Raw genomic sequence first — 20,427 nt, forward strand, 5'->3', positions numbered from 1 at the left:
CGGTAAAGATACCGCCCAGAGGGCGGCGTTACGTATATAATCATCACAGTCAATCTTTAAAGGTTTACTAACTAACTGAGGTCAGACATGGATTTTTTCTCTAATACCCTCGCGCTATCGCGAATGCAATTTGCACTGACTGCCATCTTCCATATCCTCTGGCCAGTATTAACTACAGGCATGGGAATTTATCTAGTCATAGTCGAGGGAATGTGGCTCAAAACCCGCAATCCTGACTACTACCATCATGCTCGCTTTTGGGCAAAACTTTACGTCCTTAACTTCGGCATTGGCGTAGCTTCCGGCATCCCAATGGAATTTCAATTTGGCACAAATTGGGCTCCATTTTCCGAAGCAGCGGGCGATTTTTTCGGCAGTATTTTAGGCTTTGAAGCTGCAATGGCATTCATGCTAGAAGCAGGTTTTTTAGGCATCATGCTATTTGGCTGGGAGCGCGTTAATCCCGTCATTCACTATTTCGCTACAATCATGGTAGCCTTTGGTGCCAACCTCTCAACCTTCTGGATATTAGTAGCTAATTCCTGGCTACAAAGTCCCACAGGTGGAGACTTTGTGAATGGCAAATTTATCGTTTCCGATTACTTTCAAGCCATCCTCAATCCATTTATGCTCAATAGCGTTCTCCATATGTTCTTTGCAACATTAGAAACATCGCTATTTGTGATTGGTGGTATTAGTGCCTGGTACATCTTAAATAAGCGTCACTCAGCCTTCTTTTCTTACTCATTAAAGATTGTACTAGCCGCTGCGATCGCAGTTGCCCCTTTACAAATTTATATTGGGCATTTAAGCGCCGAACAAGTCTATCACTATCAGCCTACCAAACTAGCAGCAATGGAGGCTCAATGGGAAACAATTCCAGCCGGAAAATCTGCTGATTGGCTAGCCTTAGCTTTACCGAACGAAAAAGCAGAAAAAAATGACTGGGAACTAGCAATACCTAAAACATTAGGATTAGTTCTAGAATTCAAACCAACACTGTCAGAACCCGTCCTCGGCCTCAAAGAATGGAAACCAGAAGATAGACCCCGAATGGTAGGTTTAATCTACTATTCTTTCCGCATCATGGTAGCTATTGGTTTCTACTTTGCAGCATTAATGGCATTCAGTACAATTCAGTGGATTCGAGGCAAACTTTCTGCTGAAAATATTGCTCAACAAACTTGGCTAATGCGAGCTTGGATTTTAGCCGCTCCCCTGGGATATATTGCGGTAGAATCAGGTTGGATAGTGCGCTGCGTGGGTAGGCAACCCTGGACTGTTTACGGACAAATTCGCACCGCCGATGCTGTTTCTGCTATTCCCGCCAGTAATGTTTTAGGTTCCCTGATTACCTTTGCTACTGTCTACAGCTTTCTATTAATTTGTACCTTGTATTTTGGTAGCAGAATTATTCGTCAAGGCCCGAATTTCAGCTTGCCAGTACCAGGTTTAAATTTAGAAAATGAACCAGCAATTGAGACAGAACCCGCCGAACACATTCCCGATAGCCGACCAGCAGAAGCACAGCAATAGGAGATTTTATGACAGCTTTAGAGCATTTTCTTCCCCAAGTTTGGTTCGTAATTTTGGCTCTTTTTCTATTGCTCTATGTCATGCTAGATGGTTTTGACTTAGGCGTAGGAATTTTGTCCTTAACTGCTGATGACGAAGAACGGCGCGGCATTTTAATGACCAGTCTGGGCAATGTTTGGGATGCCAATGAAACCTGGCTTGTATTAATGGGAGGCGCACTTTTTGGTGCATTTCCCCTAGCTTACGGCACAATTTTAAACGCCTTGTATATCCCGATTATGATGATGTTGTTCGGGTTAATTTTTCGGGCAGTTGCCTTTGAATTTCGCGAACATTCTAACCGGAAATTATTCTGGAATTATGCTTTTGGGGCCGGAAGTTTTTTAGCATCTTTCGCCCAAGGTTTAGCCCTGGGTGGGGTGCTAGAAGGCATTGCAGTTGACCCATCGGGACACTTTATCGGCACAACTTGGGACTGGCTAACTTGGCGCTCAATTGTTGTCGCTTTAACGCTAATTCAAGGCTATGTTTTGATTGGTTCCACCTATTTGATTATGAAAACAGGTGAAGAACTACAAACTACTCACTATCGCACGGCGAAAATTGCTGCAATTACAACCTTGATTGGAGCAATTGTGATTACTATTACAACTCCTATTTTTTCTGAAACTGCGAGGGCAAAGTTATTTGATGCCCCGTTAGTTTATATTTTTGCCGTCATTCCTCTGCTGGGAGTGCTGTTAATTTGGTTATTGCTGAGAAGCATTGACCGTAAGGAAGAACGGACACCTTTTATCTGGACTATCCTAATTTTCTTGATGAGTTTCTTGGGGTTAGGATTGATAGTTTTTCCCTATATTATCCCAACTCAAATCACGATTTACCAAGCAGCAGCTTCCCCAAGTGCTCTGGTATTTATGATTATCTTCATTGGCTTTCTGATCCCGATTATGTTGTTTTACAACATCTACAATTATGTTGTTTTTCGGGGTAAGGTTGTTGGCGGTCATTATGGACAATGAAATGAACTAAGAAAGAAGGAAAAAGGGGAGCATCCAGATTTTTATGCTGTATATATCTTCTTCCTTCTTCCTTCTTCCTTCGTATTACTTCTGCTCACAAATCGGCAACTCAATCACAAACTCAGTACCCTCTCCCGATGCGGAACAACACCGCAAACGACCCCGATGATTTTCGTTTACAATTTGATAGCTAGTTGCCAAACCCATACCCGTACCTTTACCAACAGGTTTAGTGGTAAAAAATGGATTAAATATCTTTTCTTGTACCTCTGAACTCATCCCACAACCATTATCCTGAATGGATATAATAACCTGATTTCCTAAATTGATCGCAGTCGTAATTGTAATGCAGCCAAGATAATCCGATTCCTGGGTTAAATCTAGGCTAGAGCGCTGTTGTTCAATGGCATCAATAGCATTGACTAACAAATTCAGAAACACCTGATTTAATAAACCACCATAACATTCAATTAAGGGTAACTTTCCATAGTTCTTGACCACAGAAAGTTTTTTCTTTCCAGTACCTACATTCAAGCGATTTTGTAAAATAATTAAGGTACTCTCGATATTTTCGTGAACATCTATTTCCTTCAAATCTGCTTCATCTAAGCGCGAGAATGTCCGCAGAGACTTAACAATATCACTGATGCGTGTGGCTCCAGTTTTCATCGAGTTCAGCAAGTTAGAAAAATCACTTACTAGATACTCAAAGTCGATAGCTTTTGCAAATTCTGAAATCACCAGCGGTGGAATCGGATAATGCTCTTGGTAAAGGTGAATTAGCTCTATTAAGTCACTGGCATAATCGGCGGCGGGTTGAAGATTGCCGAAAATAAAGCTCACTGGGTTATTAATTTCATGGGCAATTCCTGCCACTAACTGCCCCAAACTAGACATTTTTTCGGATTGAATTAACTGAGTTTGAGTAGTTTGCAATCTTTTGAGAGTTTTTTCTAATTCTTCAGATTGCAGCCGCAGTTGAATTTCCGATTCACGTACTGTTGCTTCCGCCTTTATCCGCTCTATTTCCGCACCAGCACGAGTGGCAAAGATTCTCAAGATTGCTGACTGCATTTCTATATCTTGCACCATCGGCTTAGTGTCTAAAACTGTTAGTAATCCCAAATAATTACCAGCAGTATCTATAATCGACAAACCAGCATAACTTTCAGCTTTAATCGCCACTAAATAATCATCTTCAGGGAACAAGTGCTGCACAGAATTTGGGTATCGGCACACCTCGGTATTACTAGCAACATTTTTACAGGGTGTCCCGACTAGACTGTAAGTAAAATTATCGCAAAAGTCGTCTCCTGCCCAAAATGCTAGAGTTTTTGCGCTCGATTTTTCTGAGTCAACAAATTCAGAAATCACAGCATAACGTACTTCTAATACTTGTGCGAGATATTGAACGCAACTTTTGAAGAATTCTTCGCCTGTTTTAGCCGCCGTACCTTCGACAATTAAGCGGAGAGCTTGTTCTTGACGTTTGCGATCGCTAATATCTCTTGCTACCAAAACAACTCTATCTTCAGACATAGGAGAAATTCTCCCATCAAACCAGACTAAGCGATCCCCTATAGGTAATGAGTATTCCAACTGCGTCAGGGATTGATTAATAATGGCTTGGTGAACGGTGTTGAGGAATAAATCTGCGGCATCTTTGGGTAGTAATTCGTGCAGAGTTTTGCCTAAAACTTCTTTTGAAGGTTGGTATAATAGAGGAGCACAACTGGGAGCGATTTTTAGATAGCGTCCCTCTGCATTCAGGACAATAATCACATCCTGCATGGCGTTAAATAGGGCCATTAATTCTGCTTGAGAAGAGGCTAACTCTATTTCAGCTTGTTTGCGATCGCTAATGTCAGTTACAGTGCCAACATATCCTTCTATTTCACCTTCGCTATCGATCAGAGGTAAGGCTTGACCCATCACCCAAGCTATACTACTATCGGGATGTAGGAAGCGATACTCAGACCGAAATTGTTGTTTGACTAAGGCAGTTTCATACCATTCTTTAAAAACACGCTCTTTATCTTCAGGATGAAGAGTCCGAGCCCAATCTGGGCCAATAGCCTCTTCTTTAGTTAAGCCCGTAGTTTGCGACCAAGTTTGATTCACATAGAGGCAGTCACCCTTAGCATCAGTTAAATATACGCCGATTGGTGATGCTTCTGCTAGGGTTTCATAGCGTTTTTGGCTTTGTTCGAGTAAGATTTCAGCTTCTTTGCGATCGCTAATATCAAAGTTAACCCCAATGATCTTTTGCGGATTACCCTCTGCGTTGTGCTGAACTATACCGAATGCTTTAAGGAAATGAATGCTGCCATCAGGATGAATAACACGAAATTCAGTATCAAATTCTGCTTCTCCCAAAAGAGTTTGGCGAAGTAATGTTTCGCTGGTATCTCGGTCATCAGGATGTAACCCATTTGCCCAAATCTCGTAAGCTAATCTAGTCTCGGAATCTTTATTTATGCCATATAATTCGTACATCCGCTCGTCCCAAAAGAGGGTGTCAAGTACGAGATCCAATTCCCAACAACCAATTCCCCCAGACTTGAGTGACAATGACAAACGCTCAGATATTTCTTTTAGTTGGGTTTCAGCTTGTTTGCGATCGCTAATATCGCTATGAGTACCAATAAACCGCAAAGGTTGACCTTCTTTGTCCCATTCAATCACCTGACCGCGATCTAAAATCCACTTGTAGGAACCATCTTTACAACGCAGGCGATGTTCATTGCGATAAGCAGAGGTTTCGCCGTTCAGGTGTTTGGCAAAATCTTCATAGCATTGGGCTTTATCCTCTGGATGTACCCGACTATCCCACTCAACTAAATCATTAACAATTTCATCTTCTTCGTAGCCCAGCATCGCTTTCCACTGCCGAGAAAAGATCGCTTCATTGGTTTTGAGGTTCCAATCCCAAGTGCCATCTCCGGCTCCTTCTATTGCCAACTGCCAACGGCTATTACTTTCCTGCAAGGCGATTTCTGCTTGTTTTTGAGCGTGGATATAACGGGCTATTCCTAAACAGGAAACCACTTGCCCTTCGTCATCTCGCAGGGCTGATAAATTTGAAGAGTGCCAGTAATAGTTGCCATCCTGATGCAAAACTCGGTATTCGATCCCCCGCAGTTTCTCACCTTGCAAAGATCGCTGAACCGCCTCTACACAAATTGGTAAATCTTCTGGGTGAATCCACTGATCAAAAGCACGATCTAACAATTCTGCTAGTTCATATCCCATAACATCTTTAAAGTTGGGACTAAGATAGCTGAATGTGCTATCAGGATCGATCATATAAACCATATCATTGAGATTTTCAATGATGCTGCGGAATTTATTTTCGCTGGTTCGTAGAGCGATTTCTGTGGCTTTACTTTTTGTGATATCCCGAATATAACCATGCCACAAGGTAGCGCCATCAAGTTCTCGTTGAGGTGTACCATTACCCACTAACCACAGCATCCGCCTATTGGGTAAACAAACTCGATATTCGCAATACCAAGGGGTAAGATGTTCGGCGGATTCAAGAATGGATTGAGTGACGCGATCGAGGTCATCCGGGTGGATAACACTAAAAACTTTAGAAGCATCTTCGTATACTTCTTCTGGGGAAACGCCATAAATTTCTCGCATTCCCTCGCTAGAGTATGGAAAATGGAAAGTACCATCAGGATGCTGACGAAACTGATAAATAACTCCGGGGATTTGGCGGGCAATTTGTTCTAGGCGACTTTGTGACTCAATGCGATCGGTAATGTCGGTAGTAATGCCATCAATGCGAATTGGTTTTCTGGTTTCGTCATAGACCAAATAAGAGTTAACAGACAACCAGCGCACCTCTCCATCGGGTCGAATTATGCGATATTCTGTTCTAGTTTTCCCCCGATCTGCGAGTTTAGTAAAAGCATTGGCAATACTACTTTTATCGTCGGGATGAACGACTTCAAACCAGAGGTTAGGGTTAGCGAAAAACTCTGCTATCGAGTAGCCAAATATTTGTTCTACAGCGGGGTTAATGTAAATCGTCTCAAAGGTTTCCGGGTGGATTGACCACACTACTCCCTCAACAGAATTTAAAATACTTTCCAGTCTTTGCTGAGATTGCCGTAATTGAGCTTGGGTTTGCTCTAGTTCGCTGACAGGTTCGCTAATTTGCCCATCTAGCTGTTGTGTCAGTTCCTTCACCTTTGCTTCTGCTTGTTTGCGTTCTGTAATATCTCGCATTACGGATAAGTGGCGGTGGGGTAAAAAGTTAGCCGTCGCCGCATATTCCACTATACGAATATTCCCGTCAGCCCGCACTAAATGGAACTCACCGCGCACTTTTTCTTGTTGCTGAAATTCTTGCCATCCTGCTTGGAAATTAAATCCCGGTTCCGCAAAGTCATAGATGCAGCGCCCCAGAAGTTGCTCTTTCTCTAGACCAAATAATTCACAGGTGGCGGGGTTGACATCTAGGTAACACCCTCGATCGTCTGCGATCGCCATTCCATCCAGTACAGTCTCAAACAGCGTCCGCAATTGACGATCTCTCAGGGATAACAGAGTCGGATCGTCTGTATCCACCGGCCGATCGAGCAGAAAGTCGTAACTTAGGGAGGATGACATAGACCTTGAATTGGTTTAATAAAAACTTTTTTATACCAATCAAGTATAGTCCAAAGTCCCTTGGGTCGATCCGGGGTATCTGCATGGATCTGCGTCAAGGAAACACAAATCTTATCAAATCCGGTTACATCCTTCCTTCTTCCTTATAAATTATTGTGTGAAAAATTAGAAACCGGATTTCTCTAAGAAATCCTGTTTCTACCTAGTTGTTCAGAGGAGAACCATATTTATGCAAAAGTGGGGATAAATCCAGAGATTCTTGCATCTGGAAAAAAGCTAAAAGCCGCTTCGCTATGCGAGCAACACCACCTTTAACATTAGACTCAACATTTAATGGCATAACAGGATCGTGTAGCGATAAACGTAACAAAAACCAGCCATCTTCATTGGCTGAAACACAGGAAATTCGCAAGCCTTCATAGTTATTGGGAACTATTTGCCAGTCTGTCTGCATTGCCGCAAATTCTTGTAGTTTTTCAATTATACTATTACCATGAGACTTGAAATCATCCACAGCAATTTTAATCCGAAACTCGGCACTTTCTTCGGGTTCTTTTAAATTAGCAATTAAATCTGGCAAAGATTGATTAGCCAATTTTGCTTTAGCCAATTCAATCAATAATTTACTAACTAAGTAAGCGCCATCATCCAGAAAGTAATTTTCTTGCAATGCTCCGTGTCCAGAAGTTTCAATAGCTAACCATGATTCCTGTCCGCTTTGATTGAGACGAATAGATTCATCAATTACATTTTTATAGCCGCGTTTAAAGCGATGGTGAATCCCTTTTAAATCCTCTTCAATGAATTGTGTTAAACCATCAGATGTGATAGAATCGGTGACAATGGTAGATCCAGGATGCTCTTTTAAGATAATCGCAGAAATCAAGGCAATTAAGCGATTGCGATTAAGTTCTTTCCCCGTTCGATCGACAGCCGCACTGCGATCTACATCGGTATCAAAAATAATTCCAAAGTCAGCTTGATGTTTAATTACTGCTTGACAAATTGACTGCATTGCTGCTTTATCTTCGGGATTTGGTACGTGATTGGGGAAAGTACCATCGGGATCTAAAAATTGACTACCTGTGGTGTCTGCACCTAAAGGTTTTAACACTTTGTCAACATAAAATCCGCCCGCACCATTACCAGCATCGACAACAATTTTCAATCCGGTTAGTGGTTGCTCAAAATTATCGGGATGATTAACTGCTTCCCGGATTTTTGTGACAAATTGGTTGGCATAAACTGAGATAAAATCATGCTTTGTAATATTGCCTTTAGTTGCGGCTAGCTGAAAATTATTGGCTTCAGCTAATGTTAAGATATCAGTAATATCTTTTTTTTGTAACCCTCCTTGGGCGGTGAAAAATTTTAAGCCGTTGCGATTAAATGGTAAATGGCTGGCGGTTAGCATAATCGCGCCGTCGCAAGTAAATCCAGAGGTAATGGTACTCATAAACATGGCTGGAGTTGAAGCCATTTCAAAGTCATAAACTTGGCTACCAACTGAGGCGATACCTTCCATAACTGCTTGCATTAAGGTTGGCCCAGATAGGCGACTGTCGCGGCCGATGGAAATGGTTAATTCTGCTGCTGGCTTGTTAATTTTTTGGGCAAGCCAATGGACAAAAGCTTGACCTAAAATTGTCGCAATTTCGGGGGTGAGATTGACCTTTTCATCGGGAATACCTTCGAGGGCGATACCGCGAATGTCTGAGCCATTTTGGAGTTTTGTCCAGTTGAAGTTTTGCATGATTGTTGATGGTAATATTATGGTGGCAAATTTAGTATAGTATGTTAGTGTACACCAGTTTTTGATCTGAGATTGTTACATTTGTTGCCATTGATAGGAAGTAAGTCTTACTTTTTTTGCTAGTCAGTCAAATTTTCTAAGTCAGCTAAATCTTGCAATCTTCCTGATGCTTTTTTATTTTTTCTCAAATTATCTAAGTCAATAAAATTAACGACAATATCATCAATAAAAACTTCTAACCGCAAAGGATAACAATCCTCAAAAATAACGCCGTCAATATTCGTCAATAAGTCTATTCGATTAGGAGGGTAGCCAAGCTGAATAATTTGTTCAGGAGTCAGAAAGTCTTGAGTTTGTAAACCTAAAGAACTAAAACCAAATTGCTCTAAAGCTTGAAGTAAGTTATTTGCATTGTCTAAGCTACTTTCTATCCAGATCCATGTCTTTTGTATAACGCGGATGACCATGTATTGCTACTGCATAGCCGCCAACAACAAGATATCGAACATGATTATCGTTGAGAAATTGTATAAACTCTTTGAAGTCTTGATTGAGCATTATGACCTTTCCATTGGTGATAGTTATGACGAATTTCTTCTAAGGCTTCAAGTCTGGCTTGATAAGATTGAGTTTGCCAATAAGCAAAATCACTTTTTTGTTCTTTGAGGTTAATTTTTCGACAAAAAACTTGTCTTTTAAGTGAATTATCCATTGGTTTACCTATGCTATTTAAAATCTCGATGGAGATGCCCAGAAATACTCTTTAAGAAGGGAGATTTTGATGTTTCTTCCTCCCTTTTTCAAGTAGTGGGGATCTCCTAGTTTGAAAATACACCTAGTCGCGTTCAATGCTGTAAATTGCCTCTAACCGGAACTCACCATGAGCAGGGACTGCCACAATATCCGTCGCCGCATTGGTGGTTTCTACGCAGATTAAACGCTGATAATCGCTATCATCAAGGTCGCCCATGCTAGCAGAAATCTTCACCCAGGGATTCCAAACTACGGCGGATTTACTACCAGAGGATTTAATGCGAATCCGACGATTGAGGGAGGCATCGTCAATGACTAATTCCTTGGTAACATTGAGATAGATTCGATCTACTTCACCTGCGATCGCAATCGCACCGATTTGAGTTTTTTCTACACCACCATCAACCTTATCTTGATACTGAGTATTTTCTAATCCCAAAACCTGCACGCGGTTGATATCCCCGACTTGGAAATAGGTGTGGAAAGCTTGGGTGAGGGGAAATGCTTTATCCCCTAAATTGCGGGTAATTAATTCTACAATAAGGGTATTGCTAACAGTAATGGCGATCGCAAGTTCAAAGGCTTGAGGCCAAATCGCTCTAGTTTCCTCAGTATCCTTAAGTCCTAGAATAACCTTAGTTGCGCCGTCTGGGGTGGTAGCGGTGTTAATCACATTCCAAAGGCGATTTCGCACGAATCCATGACTGGGACGACCTAAACCTTCGGGATCGGGGCCAAACCAAGGCCAACAGATGGGAATGCCGCCTTTGATGGCTTTTCCTTCAGCATAATAGGCTTTTTCACTCAGGAACATCAAGTCTGTGGGTTCGGTGGCGGGTTTGAAGGACAATACTTGGCCAGAATACACGGAAATCAAGGCTTTGGCTTGGCCATTGTCGATGTGAATCATCGGAAAACCACCCTTTCCGGCGGCAAAGGTGAGATGGCCGGCAATGCCATAATCGGTGTTTAATTGGTCAATACTCATGGAGTCGGCCTGGTGAACTGCTTCCCAATTATCTGATAGTATGGCGGCTAGATTTTCTTTAATTGGTGAGTTTGACTATATTTTGAGGAGTGCGATCGCCCCATAAAAAACTCAACTCCTGTCTATACTTGGTACGTGCAACTATGATATAAAACTACCAAGAATCTACCAGCGAATCGGTGATTCTACTCCCCAAGCGTCCTCCCTTATTCCTCCTTCTTTTAAAAATGAGCATCCTCGTTGAGAACGTATCGAAGAGTTTTGGCAGCTTCCAAGCTGTTGACCAAGTAAGCGTAGAGATTAAATCCGGCTCTTTAGTAGCGCTGTTGGGGCCTTCAGGATCGGGCAAATCTAGCTTGTTGCGGCTGATTTCAGGTTTAGAAATGCCTGACTCTGGCAAAATTTGGCTTACTGGTCAAGATGCCACCCATCAAAACGTCCAAGAAAGAAATATCGGGTTTGTATTTCAACACTACGCCCTATTTAAGCACATGACCGTGCGGAAAAATATCGCCTTTGGGCTGGAACTTCAGAAGCGACCCCGTGCAAAGGTAAAAGCACGAGTAGAAGAATTATTAGACTTAATTCAATTGCAAGGATTAGGCGATCGCTATCCCTCTCAACTTTCTGGCGGCCAACGCCAGCGAGTCGCCCTCGCCAGAGCCCTAGCAGTTGAACCCAAAGTATTACTATTAGATGAACCCTTCGGAGCCCTTGATGCCAAAGTCCGCAAAGATTTACGGGCCTGGTTGCGACGACTCCATGATGAAGTTCACGTCACCACAGTGTTTGTCACTCACGACCAAGAAGAAGCAATGGAAGTTGCCGATGAAATTGTTGTAATGAACAAAGGAAAAGTTGAACAAGTTGGCACGCCAGCAGATATTTACGACCGACCAGCTAGTGCTTTTGTGATGAGTTTTATCGGGCCAGTGAATGTATTACCTAGCAGTTCTGGGATTTTCCAAAGTAGCGGTTTTGACTCAGCTAACCCAGAAATTTTTCTGCGTCCTCACGATGTTGTGATTCAAATAAAACAAGATGAGCTGACAGTACCAGCAAAAGTTAACCGAGTAATACATTTGGGCTGGGAAATTCAAGCTGAATTAATCTTAGATGATGGTCAAGTAGTCACTGCTAACCTGACGCGAGAGCGATTTGACCAGTTGCAGTTGCAGCCGCAGCAACAGGTTTATATTAAGCCAAAAGATGCCAAGTCTTTTCCACTTTACTATTCTATTTAGTAGTTGTAAAATGTTAAATCCTTCTTTCTGATAGCAAGTAAAAACACTTACATTTAGTAAATTCAATAAAATATCTTAAGTGAAGATCCATTGCCGATCGCCATTAAAATGTAGTACCTGATACATTTTACACAGATTGTTGCCGAAAGAGCCTAGAAACAAGCTCCGATCCTAACTCAGTTGTTGTAGGAAACCTGGTTTTTTGTACAATTCCTTCGATAGACAAATGTTTTTGACACTCCCAGTCTAAAGACATAGGGATTCTTAAGAACAAAATTTGGGGGATGAATCCGCTCAAAATTTAATTGTACTAGGAGTGCTATCATACACATTATTGCCGACCAACTGGGTGAAAAACTCGACAGTTGGCAATCGTGCTGTACAGTTTCTTGTACAGAAATCAAAAAGTAGCCACAGACTCAATTATTGAGCGTTGAGCGAGTGGATCGTCGGTGATTGGCAAACCAGTTAAGAATCAAACTGTGGGCGGATTTATCCCCCAAATTTTGTCAGAGAAGAATCCCCGCTTATGACAAACAGGAGAGTGTCAATCACAGCAATTAGCGCTAGGATCTAGATCGATATCAGTTGTGCGGAATATTCGCAAGGTAAAATATGACAACATTAGCACTCACGAGAGAAAACGTAGAACAAGTTCTGGATGAATTGCGGCCCTACCTGATGTCCGACGGCGGAAACGTTGAACTGGTAGAGATTGAAGGCCCAGTAGTCCAACTGCGATTACAAGGAGCTTGCGGTTCTTGCCCCAGCTCAGCAATGACCTTGAGAATGGGAATTGAGCGCCGCTTGCGTGAAACTATCCCAGAAATTGCCGAAGTTGAACAAGTAATGTAAGCCGATCTTAAAGTAATTGGTTAACAGTTAACAGTTAACAGTTAGCAGTTAGCAGTTAGCAGTTAGCAGTTAGCAGTTAACAGTTAGCAGTTAACAGTTAGCAGTTAACAGTCAACAGTTAACAGTTAACAGTTAACAGTTAACAATTACCAATTATGAAAATTTTACTGGTAGAAGATGACGAGTATATAGCCCAAGCTCTCAGCACTACCCTTGCCGAGCAACATTATACTGTTGACGTGGCCAGTGATGGTCAAGCAGGATGGGAATATGCAGAGGCTTTTAACTATGATTTGATATTGCTGGATGTGGTGCTGCCAAAACTGGACGGGATCGCACTTTGTCGCCAACTGCGATCGCGACACACCACAACTCCGATTCTTCTATTAACATCTCGCGATAGTTGTGCTAATAAAATAGAAGGACTTGATGCCGGGGCTGATGACTATGTAGTTAAGCCTTTTGACGTTTTAGAATTATCAGCTCGGATTCGGGCGATTCTGAGGCGAGGAAGTGCAGCATTACCACCAATTTTGGAATCGGGTCAACTACGACTTAACCCTAATACCTATGAGGTAATTTACGAAACCCAACCCGTCAATTTAACCCCGAAAGAATACGCTCTGCTAGAGTTATTTTTGCGTAATAGCCAGCGCGTTTTCAGCCGCCGTGCGATTTTGGATAGTGTCTGGTCATTTGAAGAATCGCCAGCGGAGGAAACCGTAAGAGCTCATATTAAAGGTTTACGGAGCAAGTTAAAAGCAGCAGGTGCGCCACCAGATTTAGTTGAAACAGTTTACGGTTTAGGCTATCGTCTCAAGCCAGACACAAGACAAAAAACAACAGGAAACTTGACATCAAATACTCCTCAACCAGAAGATTTATCGCTGCCATCGCTCCCACCAAAACTGGGAAATAGCAGCAATCTTAAAGACAATATTAACTTACAAGCAACCGATCGCATTGCAACAGAGTCCCAAAATTCTAATGCACTCCTTAGCAACAAAGAATTTAGCAACAAAGAATCATCCTTGAGCGATGCCATAGCGAAAGTTTGCGAACGGTTCAAAAGTAGCATTAGCGATCGCATCGCCATCTTCGATCAAACCCATGTTGCCCTAAGCCTTGGTCAACTCAGTGATGAACTGCGACAGCAAGCAAGTCAAGAAGCTCATAAACTCATAGGTTCCTTGGGAACCTTTGGTTTAGCGGAAGGTTCACGCCTGGCCCGCGAGATCGAAAATCTGCTTCAGAGCAATCTTAAACAAGACCAAGCACCACAACTTTCCGAGCTCGTGGCGACTTTGCGCCGTGAGTTAGAGCAGGAGAGCGGGGAAGCTCTCAATCTCTTGAGCGCGGGAGATGAGGAAGTTAAATCTTCCCCATCCTCCCTAACTTCGAGATCCTTGCCACCCTCCCCATCTCCTTTGCTGTTGATCGTTGATGAGGATGAGTCCTTTACTAAAGATTTAGCTGGAGAGGCCCACAGACAAGGTTTACGAGCCGAAGTTGCAAGGAATTTGTCAGCAGCTAGAGCTGTTTTTTGCCAGCCTAACAGGAACGGCAATTCATTGTATCCAGACGTTGTGTTGCTTGACCTCAAGCTTAATGAAGGAGAAGAAGAAGAACTGGAAAGTTCCTATCAATTGTTAGCAGATTTCACTAACCAAACACCGTCCGTGCCCGTAGTCGTATTTGCTCGTCAGGGCAATTTTGCTGAGCGAGTAGAAGTTGCTAGACTAGGAGGAAGGGCATTTTTACAGAAACCAGTGCTGCCTACTCAGGCGATCGAGGTAGTGCTAGATACAATCAGACATTCCCGCACTGCCGAAGCTAAAGTCTTGGTAGTAGACGATGACCCCGAAATGCTAGCAGCTCTGCAAGTATTGCTAGAACATTCGGGAGTAAAAACTCTGACCCTAGATGACCCGCGACAGTTTTGGGAAATCCTAGAGTTGGTTGTACCCGACTTGTTAGTTCTAGATATTGAAATGCCTTACTTAACTGGAATCGAGCTGTGCCTGACAGTTCGCAACGATCCCCGTTGGAACGGAGTTCCCGTACTGTTCCTCACTGCCCATACTGATGCCAAGACAGTACATCAAGTATTTGCGGCGGGAGGAGATGACTACGTAACCAAGCCAGTAGTAGGGCCAGAACTGGTAAATCGTATTTTCAACCGCTTAGAGCGCAGCCAGCTACTCCGTAGTAGAGCTGAAACTGATGCCATGACAGGAGTTGCCAATCGCCGCCGCTCTACTCAAGACTTGAGTCAATTTTTGCACCTAGCCGATCGCCACAAGCAACCGCTCTGCTTTGCCCTCCTGGATTTAGACCGCTTTAAGCAGGTTAATGACCAGTATGGTCATGCGATCGGCGACGCAGTGCTGCGGCGCTTAGGAGAACTATTACTCCGCACCTTCGGCCGTCAAGATGTGGTAGCTCGTTGGGGTGGTGAGGAATTTGTGGTTGGGATGTACGGGATCGCAAAGCAGGATGCGATCGAGAGCATTGGTGATGTTCTTGTTAACTGGAGGAGTGAAGAATTTGTTGATGCCGAGGGTGGTAAGTTTCGAGTCAGTTTCAGTGCTGGTATTGCCGAGTATCCCTCTGACGGTAATGATTTACAGGCTTTATACCGAGCTGCTGATCAGGCGCTTTACCAAGCTAAAGCTGCTGGGCGCGATCGCGTGGTGGCAGTTTAATTAAAATAAATAAAAGTATGTAAATAGATTTCATAAAAATGTTGAGCTTAAATACAAAGCGGATATTGATATAAAAATGTTGAGCTTAAATACAAAGCGGATATTGATCGTAGATGATGCAGAAGATATTCGGGAAGTAGCTCAAGTCAGCCTCGAACTGTTGGCGGGCTGGGAGGTACTAACAGCTAGTTCTGGAAAAGAGGGTGTGGCTAAAGCTATTATTGAGCAGCCTGATGCTATTCTTTTGGACGTGATGATGCCGGGCCAAGATGGCCCGACTACTTTTCAACAGTTACAAGCTAATAGTGCTACTCAGCACATCCCCGTAATTTTATTAACTGCTAAGGTAATGCCTGGCGACTCCGCACACTTTGCTAGTTTGGGAATTGTTACTGTAATTTATAAGCCTTTTGAACCGTTGAACTTGCCTGTTCTGATGGCAGAAGCTCTGGGTTGGAGTGTAGATTAAATCGCCATTGTGAAATTATTTTACCTTTTGTAACAATTTTCTCGCTCTTCACGAGTTCTTCATATTTTACCGATAACTTCAATTGTATGGTCGGGGATCGCAGAAAAGATGCCTATTTGGTATCAATTCTAACTATTTACATAAACCCAGGTTGAAATGAGAATACTGGGGCTTTGACTAGAGTCAAGGTATTCTCTTTGGATTAGTAACTTTTTGAGAAAATCGGTTATCGTTCTGTTCTAAATCTGGTTTAACAAACATCATGAATACTTGCCCTTGCTGTTCCGCTCAATTACTCCGCCACGCTCGTCATAATAGCACCTACTGGTTCTGTCCTGACTGCTGGCAGGAAATGCCAGATTTGTCGGAGATGGTTTTAGCTCCTAATAAACACATGAAAAAATTAGATAGCTTGACCAAGTTGTCTACCTGGATACCTAGATTAAGAGCTTTGGATGAGATAGAAATTGCTTAGCCTGAAACAATACTACGGACTGTTTTACGAGGAAACTTACGAGAGGAAAGCAGTTCTGGATAATAATACAGCAGATTGCAAGTTTATTAATGACAGTAGCACCATTAGTAATTCAGACTACTATTGATCTATGAGTCTTAAGCGTACTCTATCAACTTGTAATCTGCTTTATGGCGTTTTTCAGTTGCCTAATATAGTAACCGCCACAACGGTTAGGACATTCTCGATCGCCCAAACCCTAAAATGAATATATAAAGCAGATATTCTTATGATTAGACGAGCAAACTATTGGTCAAATTAACGGACTTAGCCTTGAGAATGTGCTAAATTTGCGACGATCTTAGCAATTCATATTCAGCCCAATGAATTTGATTGAACAAAAGTCACAGTTAAAGCGGTCAACAGTCGGCTAAAATAGTCAAACATTTAGAAACAGGCAAAAAGGGGCTTCGGTGACAGCGGAGGAGGCAACTTCAAAAAATAAACAGCAAAAAATGCCAGGACAAATATCCCTGGCCTCAACTTATTATGGCTTACTAGGGCTAGATCCTTCAGCCTCAAGCAGAGAAATTCGGCAAGCATACCGGGAACTCAGCAAACGCTACCATCCCGACACCACCCATCTACCAACAGCGATCGCCACCTCCAAATTTCAACAACTCAACCTTGCCTATGCTACCCTCAGCAACCCAGAACGTCGTCTCAATTACGATCGCAACATCGGCTATTCACGCTTAACCATAATTCAGCCCCCAACAGACTTAAACCATCCCTCCAACTCCCCAAATAACTCCAACTCAGCCTACCTAGATCCCACCGATCGCCCCCTCTCACCCGGAGAAATATTCATTCTCTTCATCCTCGGCCTTACCCTACTCGGCTGTCTAGCCCTGGCGATCGCGATCGCCTTAATTCGAGGTAATCAACAATAACAACCCAAAACAAGGATAATTTATTTTTATTCTTGTTAAAAGTTTGAAATAGCACAGAGCCCCATCAATCACCACTTAATAGCCCATGAAAATTTATACCTTTAATGCACCTCCTGATACTCGTGTAGAATTACTATGGCCCCTCCGACCAAATAATAGAGATCCAGCCTTTAACAAACTCATTGCAGAAAATCAGTGGACTGAAACACACTCTTTAAAAGATTGCGATCTAGCCATCTATCCTAAAAAAGCCTTCGATCCAGAAAGCCGTGTTTTTGATAACTCTGTTTTGAATGCAGTTAAAGAAGCAGAAATTCATAGCAAGCCATTGATTATAGATGCAACTTGCGACTTAGATACACCCTTAGACTTACCAACAGCAAACATTCTCCGCTTTGGCCTTTATAAAAGCTTAAAAAAAATATTTGAGACAGAACGTCCTTACTGGTCAAATCATAAAACAAAAACCAAGTTAGAATCTCTAGAAATCTTACCTCAAACTCAAAAACCTGCTGTTGGTTTTTGTGGAACCACATCAGCCCTAGGCAAATATTTTAAAATAGGCAAAACCCTGCCTTTCCCAGTATCAAAAACCTTGTTATCTCAAGGCAGTCTTGCCCAAAAAATAGACATGAGATTGAAAAAAGGAATGAGCCATCAACTCAGAAAAATTGCCATGAATTTACTAGAAGAAGATCGAAGAATAGACAGTAATTTTGATATTACAAATACCCTGGAAGATTATTACAACCCAGCCAATACCAATAGAGTTTTACTAGAAAATAGATTCATAGACAATATGAACAAATCAGACTATTCCTTGTGCGTGAGGGCAAATGGCAATTATTCCGGCCGTTTTTATATGGCTTTAAATGCCGGTTGTATTCCTTTAGTAATAGACACTGATGTAGAAATTCCATTTGAAGAAAAAATTCATTTGATCAAAGTACCGCTAAAATCGTTACATAAGATAGGAGACTTGGTATTAGAACATTTTGAAAAACACACCACCAAACAACTCCAAGAAATGAAACTAGAAAACCGCGATATTTATAACCAGCTTATGGCTCCAGATCGATTCATCCCCAACTTTATAGAAAGCATCTTGCAAAAACATAATAGCTAATAGCAGATTAAAATCACCTAGCACCCAGTTCCAATAACTACCAATTACCAACAACTAATGAGCATTCCTTCCCCCGATACCCCCTTGTACAACCATCCCCTCCCCGAAATAGAGCAATGGCTAAAAAGCCGGGGTTGCCAACAAGACCGCAGCGAACTCCACTGCTGGCGAATTCAGCGGCCCACCTGGGAAGCAGAACTCTCCCTAGACATCGACCAACTTACTGTCCGCTACCTTCACGCCGGAGCCGACGGTAAAGACATTCAACGAGCCTTTAAATACTCTCTGAGCCGCCGGGATATTGAAGCCGCCGTTTTTTCTGGCCCGTAATTATCGATGGGAGACGGGAAGCGAGGGAGATGGAAGACAAAAATTTCTCTGCCCCTCTGCTACCGTACTCCCCTGCCCCCGCCTCTCGTCTTCCTTCAAACCGTCAAGGCGATTAGGACAACTTTATTTGTTGAACGTAACGCCGCCTTCGCTTACGGTGCCCTAACCGCCCAGAGGGCGGCGTTACGGATATCTGTCTTAACTGTCATGGCGACTGCTATATAAGAAAGTTAAATTGACGGATTTTTTTAATGTATTCATTCTTTCAATTAATCAACTTATAGAGTTTTAAAATTTTTTAATAAAAACTACCCTAATATCTTGACTTCTAGTTTTTTAGTGAGGAGGAGCAATTTCCATTTATGAAACTTACTCAAAGTTAGGACTTATGCAACGAGATAAACAGCGCTCGCGTCAAAATCGCCTTAGATAAATTTGTTAGATTAAATACTGGCTGGGAAAAATCATACCATTGACTTATGACTTTGAACTGAAAATGCGGTATAATCTTCTTTAGCACTCCCTGGCTTTCTTTTCCAACAAGTGTGTAAGTCGTGACTGTGAGGAGTGTAAGGTAGAGCCGCGAATTTAGACAGCAACCAAAACGTTGAAAAACCTTTTTAAAAGCCAATGCAGCCAGATTCTCAAACATCTTCCAATTTAGCTCTTGTCTCAGTTATTATCCCTGCATACAACGCTGAACAATTTATTGAACAAACTCTGAAAATAGCTATCGCGTTTTAATCATTCCATTGTGTATTTTACTTAGTATCACAAATTTTTAACCAGATTTTAACTGTTAGTTACTCTTTCTTAGAGCGCAGCGAATCAGGAAAGATTATGAATATTTTAGCTACAGAAAGTTGGCAGACTAGCAAAGCATTAAATATATTTGTTAACTTGATCTCAAATGCTTGTACGATTATTGTCTTGGCCACACTGTTACTACTCATCTCTTGGCGACTCACATTAATTATCAGTATATCCCTCTTTCTAATCTCCCAATTCATCCACTTTGTAACACACCGAGTCAAGCAGTTGGCACAGCAAGCTGTAGAAGCTAATTCTCAGTTAGCTGTGCGAATGTGGGAGGGATTAGGAGGAATGAGAGCGATCCGTTCCTTTGGGCAAGAACCTTACGAGCAAGAACGATTCGATCGTGCTTCTGAGCACGTAAGAAATACATTTTTACAACTCGATGTATTGGGAGGAATAATCAATCCCCTCTATGAAGTTCTTTCTGCAGTCCTCTTATTAGTAATTTTGGGGATTTCTCTTCTACAAAATCAGTCAGCTATGCCAACGCTACTGACTTTTTTATTCATCCTTTACCGCTTACAACCCCAGGTACAACAAATAGATGTGGCGAGGATAGGTTTAATCTCTACCAGTAGTTCCGCACAACTGGTAATGTCTTTTTTAGAAACTGCTGATAAACCTTATATTCGCTCTGGTAATGTTCCCTTTGATAAGTTAAAACAGGCAATCTATTTGGCTCTTTCGTACTTACTATGCTAAAATATTAGTAAATAATTGGTATCAAAGTTAATTATGAAAAAGATAATGACCAAACTGCTAAACCTACCCGGAGTTATAGTAGAAGACAGCAGACAAACAGA

The 20,427-nt window shown here is 42.2% G+C and carries 15 protein-coding genes and 1 pseudogene; 11 read left to right on the forward strand and 5 right to left on the reverse strand.

Features of this window, described 5'->3' with window-relative positions; translation table 11 throughout:
* Positions 1-87: 87 nt before the first annotated feature.
* Together PY364_RS24500 and cydB are read left to right on the forward strand one after the other, a co-directional pair.
* Entirely contained in the window at positions 88-1,536 is a 1,449-nt protein-coding gene (locus PY364_RS24500; RefSeq protein ID WP_275570319.1) for a cytochrome ubiquinol oxidase subunit I, read from the forward strand.
* Positions 1,537-1,544: 8 nt separating this feature from the next.
* Positions 1,545-2,558 carry a cytochrome d ubiquinol oxidase subunit II gene (gene cydB, locus PY364_RS24505; protein ID WP_275570320.1) on the forward strand — a complete coding sequence of 338 codons (1,014 nt, stop codon included), beginning with the start codon at positions 1,545-1,547 and terminating at the stop codon, positions 2,556-2,558.
* 84 nt (positions 2,559-2,642) lie between these two features.
* On the opposite strand, the gene PY364_RS24510 is transcribed toward cydB, so the two are convergent.
* The 5 genes from PY364_RS24510 to PY364_RS24530 all read right to left on the reverse strand — a co-directional run bounded on the left by PY364_RS24510 (position 2,643) and on the right by PY364_RS24530 (position 10,672).
* Complete coding sequence (locus PY364_RS24510) at positions 2,643-7,178, reverse strand: PAS domain-containing protein (protein WP_275570321.1); 4,536 nt, start codon at positions 7,176-7,178, stop codon at positions 2,643-2,645.
* Positions 7,179-7,380: 202 nt separating this feature from the next.
* Positions 7,381-8,931, reverse strand: a complete 1,551-nt coding sequence (locus tag PY364_RS24515) for a phosphomannomutase/phosphoglucomutase (RefSeq protein WP_275570322.1) — start codon at positions 8,929-8,931, stop codon at positions 7,381-7,383.
* A gap of 119 nt (positions 8,932-9,050) precedes the next feature.
* Positions 9,051-9,398, reverse strand: a complete 348-nt coding sequence (locus PY364_RS24520) for a hypothetical protein (protein WP_275570323.1) — start codon at positions 9,396-9,398, stop codon at positions 9,051-9,053.
* 44 nt (positions 9,399-9,442) lie between these two features.
* Positions 9,443-9,643 carry a hypothetical protein gene (locus PY364_RS24525; RefSeq protein WP_275570324.1) on the reverse strand — a complete coding sequence of 67 codons (201 nt, stop codon included), beginning with the start codon at positions 9,641-9,643 and terminating at the stop codon, positions 9,443-9,445.
* Between the two features lie 123 nt (positions 9,644-9,766).
* Positions 9,767-10,672: a D-hexose-6-phosphate mutarotase gene (locus PY364_RS24530; RefSeq protein ID WP_275570325.1), complete on the reverse strand. Its 906-nt coding sequence runs from the start codon at positions 10,670-10,672 to the stop codon at positions 9,767-9,769.
* A 227-nt stretch (positions 10,673-10,899) separates the two neighbouring features.
* Between PY364_RS24530 and PY364_RS24535 the strand changes: the two genes are divergently transcribed.
* The 9 genes and pseudogenes from PY364_RS24535 to PY364_RS24575 all read left to right on the forward strand — a co-directional run.
* On the forward strand, positions 10,900-11,916 hold the full coding sequence (locus tag PY364_RS24535) for a TOBE-like domain-containing protein (protein WP_275570326.1): 1,017 nt from the start codon (positions 10,900-10,902) through the stop codon (positions 11,914-11,916).
* Positions 11,917-12,531: 615 nt separating this feature from the next.
* Positions 12,532-12,771 (forward strand): NifU family protein, encoded by a 240-nt coding sequence (locus PY364_RS24540; protein WP_007356646.1) that lies wholly within the window; start codon positions 12,532-12,534, stop codon positions 12,769-12,771.
* Positions 12,772-12,926: 155 nt separating this feature from the next.
* Positions 12,927-15,476, forward strand: a complete 2,550-nt coding sequence (locus tag PY364_RS24545; RefSeq protein WP_275570327.1) for a response regulator — start codon at positions 12,927-12,929, stop codon at positions 15,474-15,476.
* Positions 15,477-15,552: 76 nt separating this feature from the next.
* Positions 15,553-15,945 carry a response regulator gene (locus PY364_RS24550; protein ID WP_275570328.1) on the forward strand — a complete coding sequence of 131 codons (393 nt, stop codon included), beginning with the start codon at positions 15,553-15,555 and terminating at the stop codon, positions 15,943-15,945.
* 262 nt (positions 15,946-16,207) lie between these two features.
* The gene (locus PY364_RS24555; RefSeq protein ID WP_275570329.1) at positions 16,208-16,420 is read left to right on the forward strand and encodes a hypothetical protein; all 213 of its coding nucleotides are present in this window, start codon (positions 16,208-16,210) and stop codon (positions 16,418-16,420) included.
* A gap of 494 nt (positions 16,421-16,914) precedes the next feature.
* Positions 16,915-17,352, forward strand: coding sequence for a J domain-containing protein (locus PY364_RS24560; RefSeq protein WP_275570330.1), 438 nt, complete (start codon positions 16,915-16,917; stop codon positions 17,350-17,352).
* Positions 17,353-17,437: 85 nt separating this feature from the next.
* Positions 17,438-18,478 (forward strand): hypothetical protein, encoded by a 1,041-nt coding sequence (locus tag PY364_RS24565; RefSeq protein WP_275570331.1) that lies wholly within the window; start codon positions 17,438-17,440, stop codon positions 18,476-18,478.
* 57 nt (positions 18,479-18,535) lie between these two features.
* Positions 18,536-18,808, forward strand: coding sequence for a DUF3143 domain-containing protein (locus PY364_RS24570; RefSeq protein WP_275570332.1), 273 nt, complete (start codon positions 18,536-18,538; stop codon positions 18,806-18,808).
* A gap of 774 nt (positions 18,809-19,582) precedes the next feature.
* Positions 19,583-20,326: pseudogene (locus tag PY364_RS24575) on the forward strand (ABC transporter ATP-binding protein); the annotation flags it as partial.
* Between the last annotated feature and the right edge of the window lie 101 nt (positions 20,327-20,427).

Origin of the sequence: Kamptonema sp. UHCC 0994, assembly GCF_029167235.1 — a bacterium.
Classification (GTDB): Bacteria; Cyanobacteriota; Cyanobacteriia; order Cyanobacteriales; family Microcoleaceae; genus Kamptonema.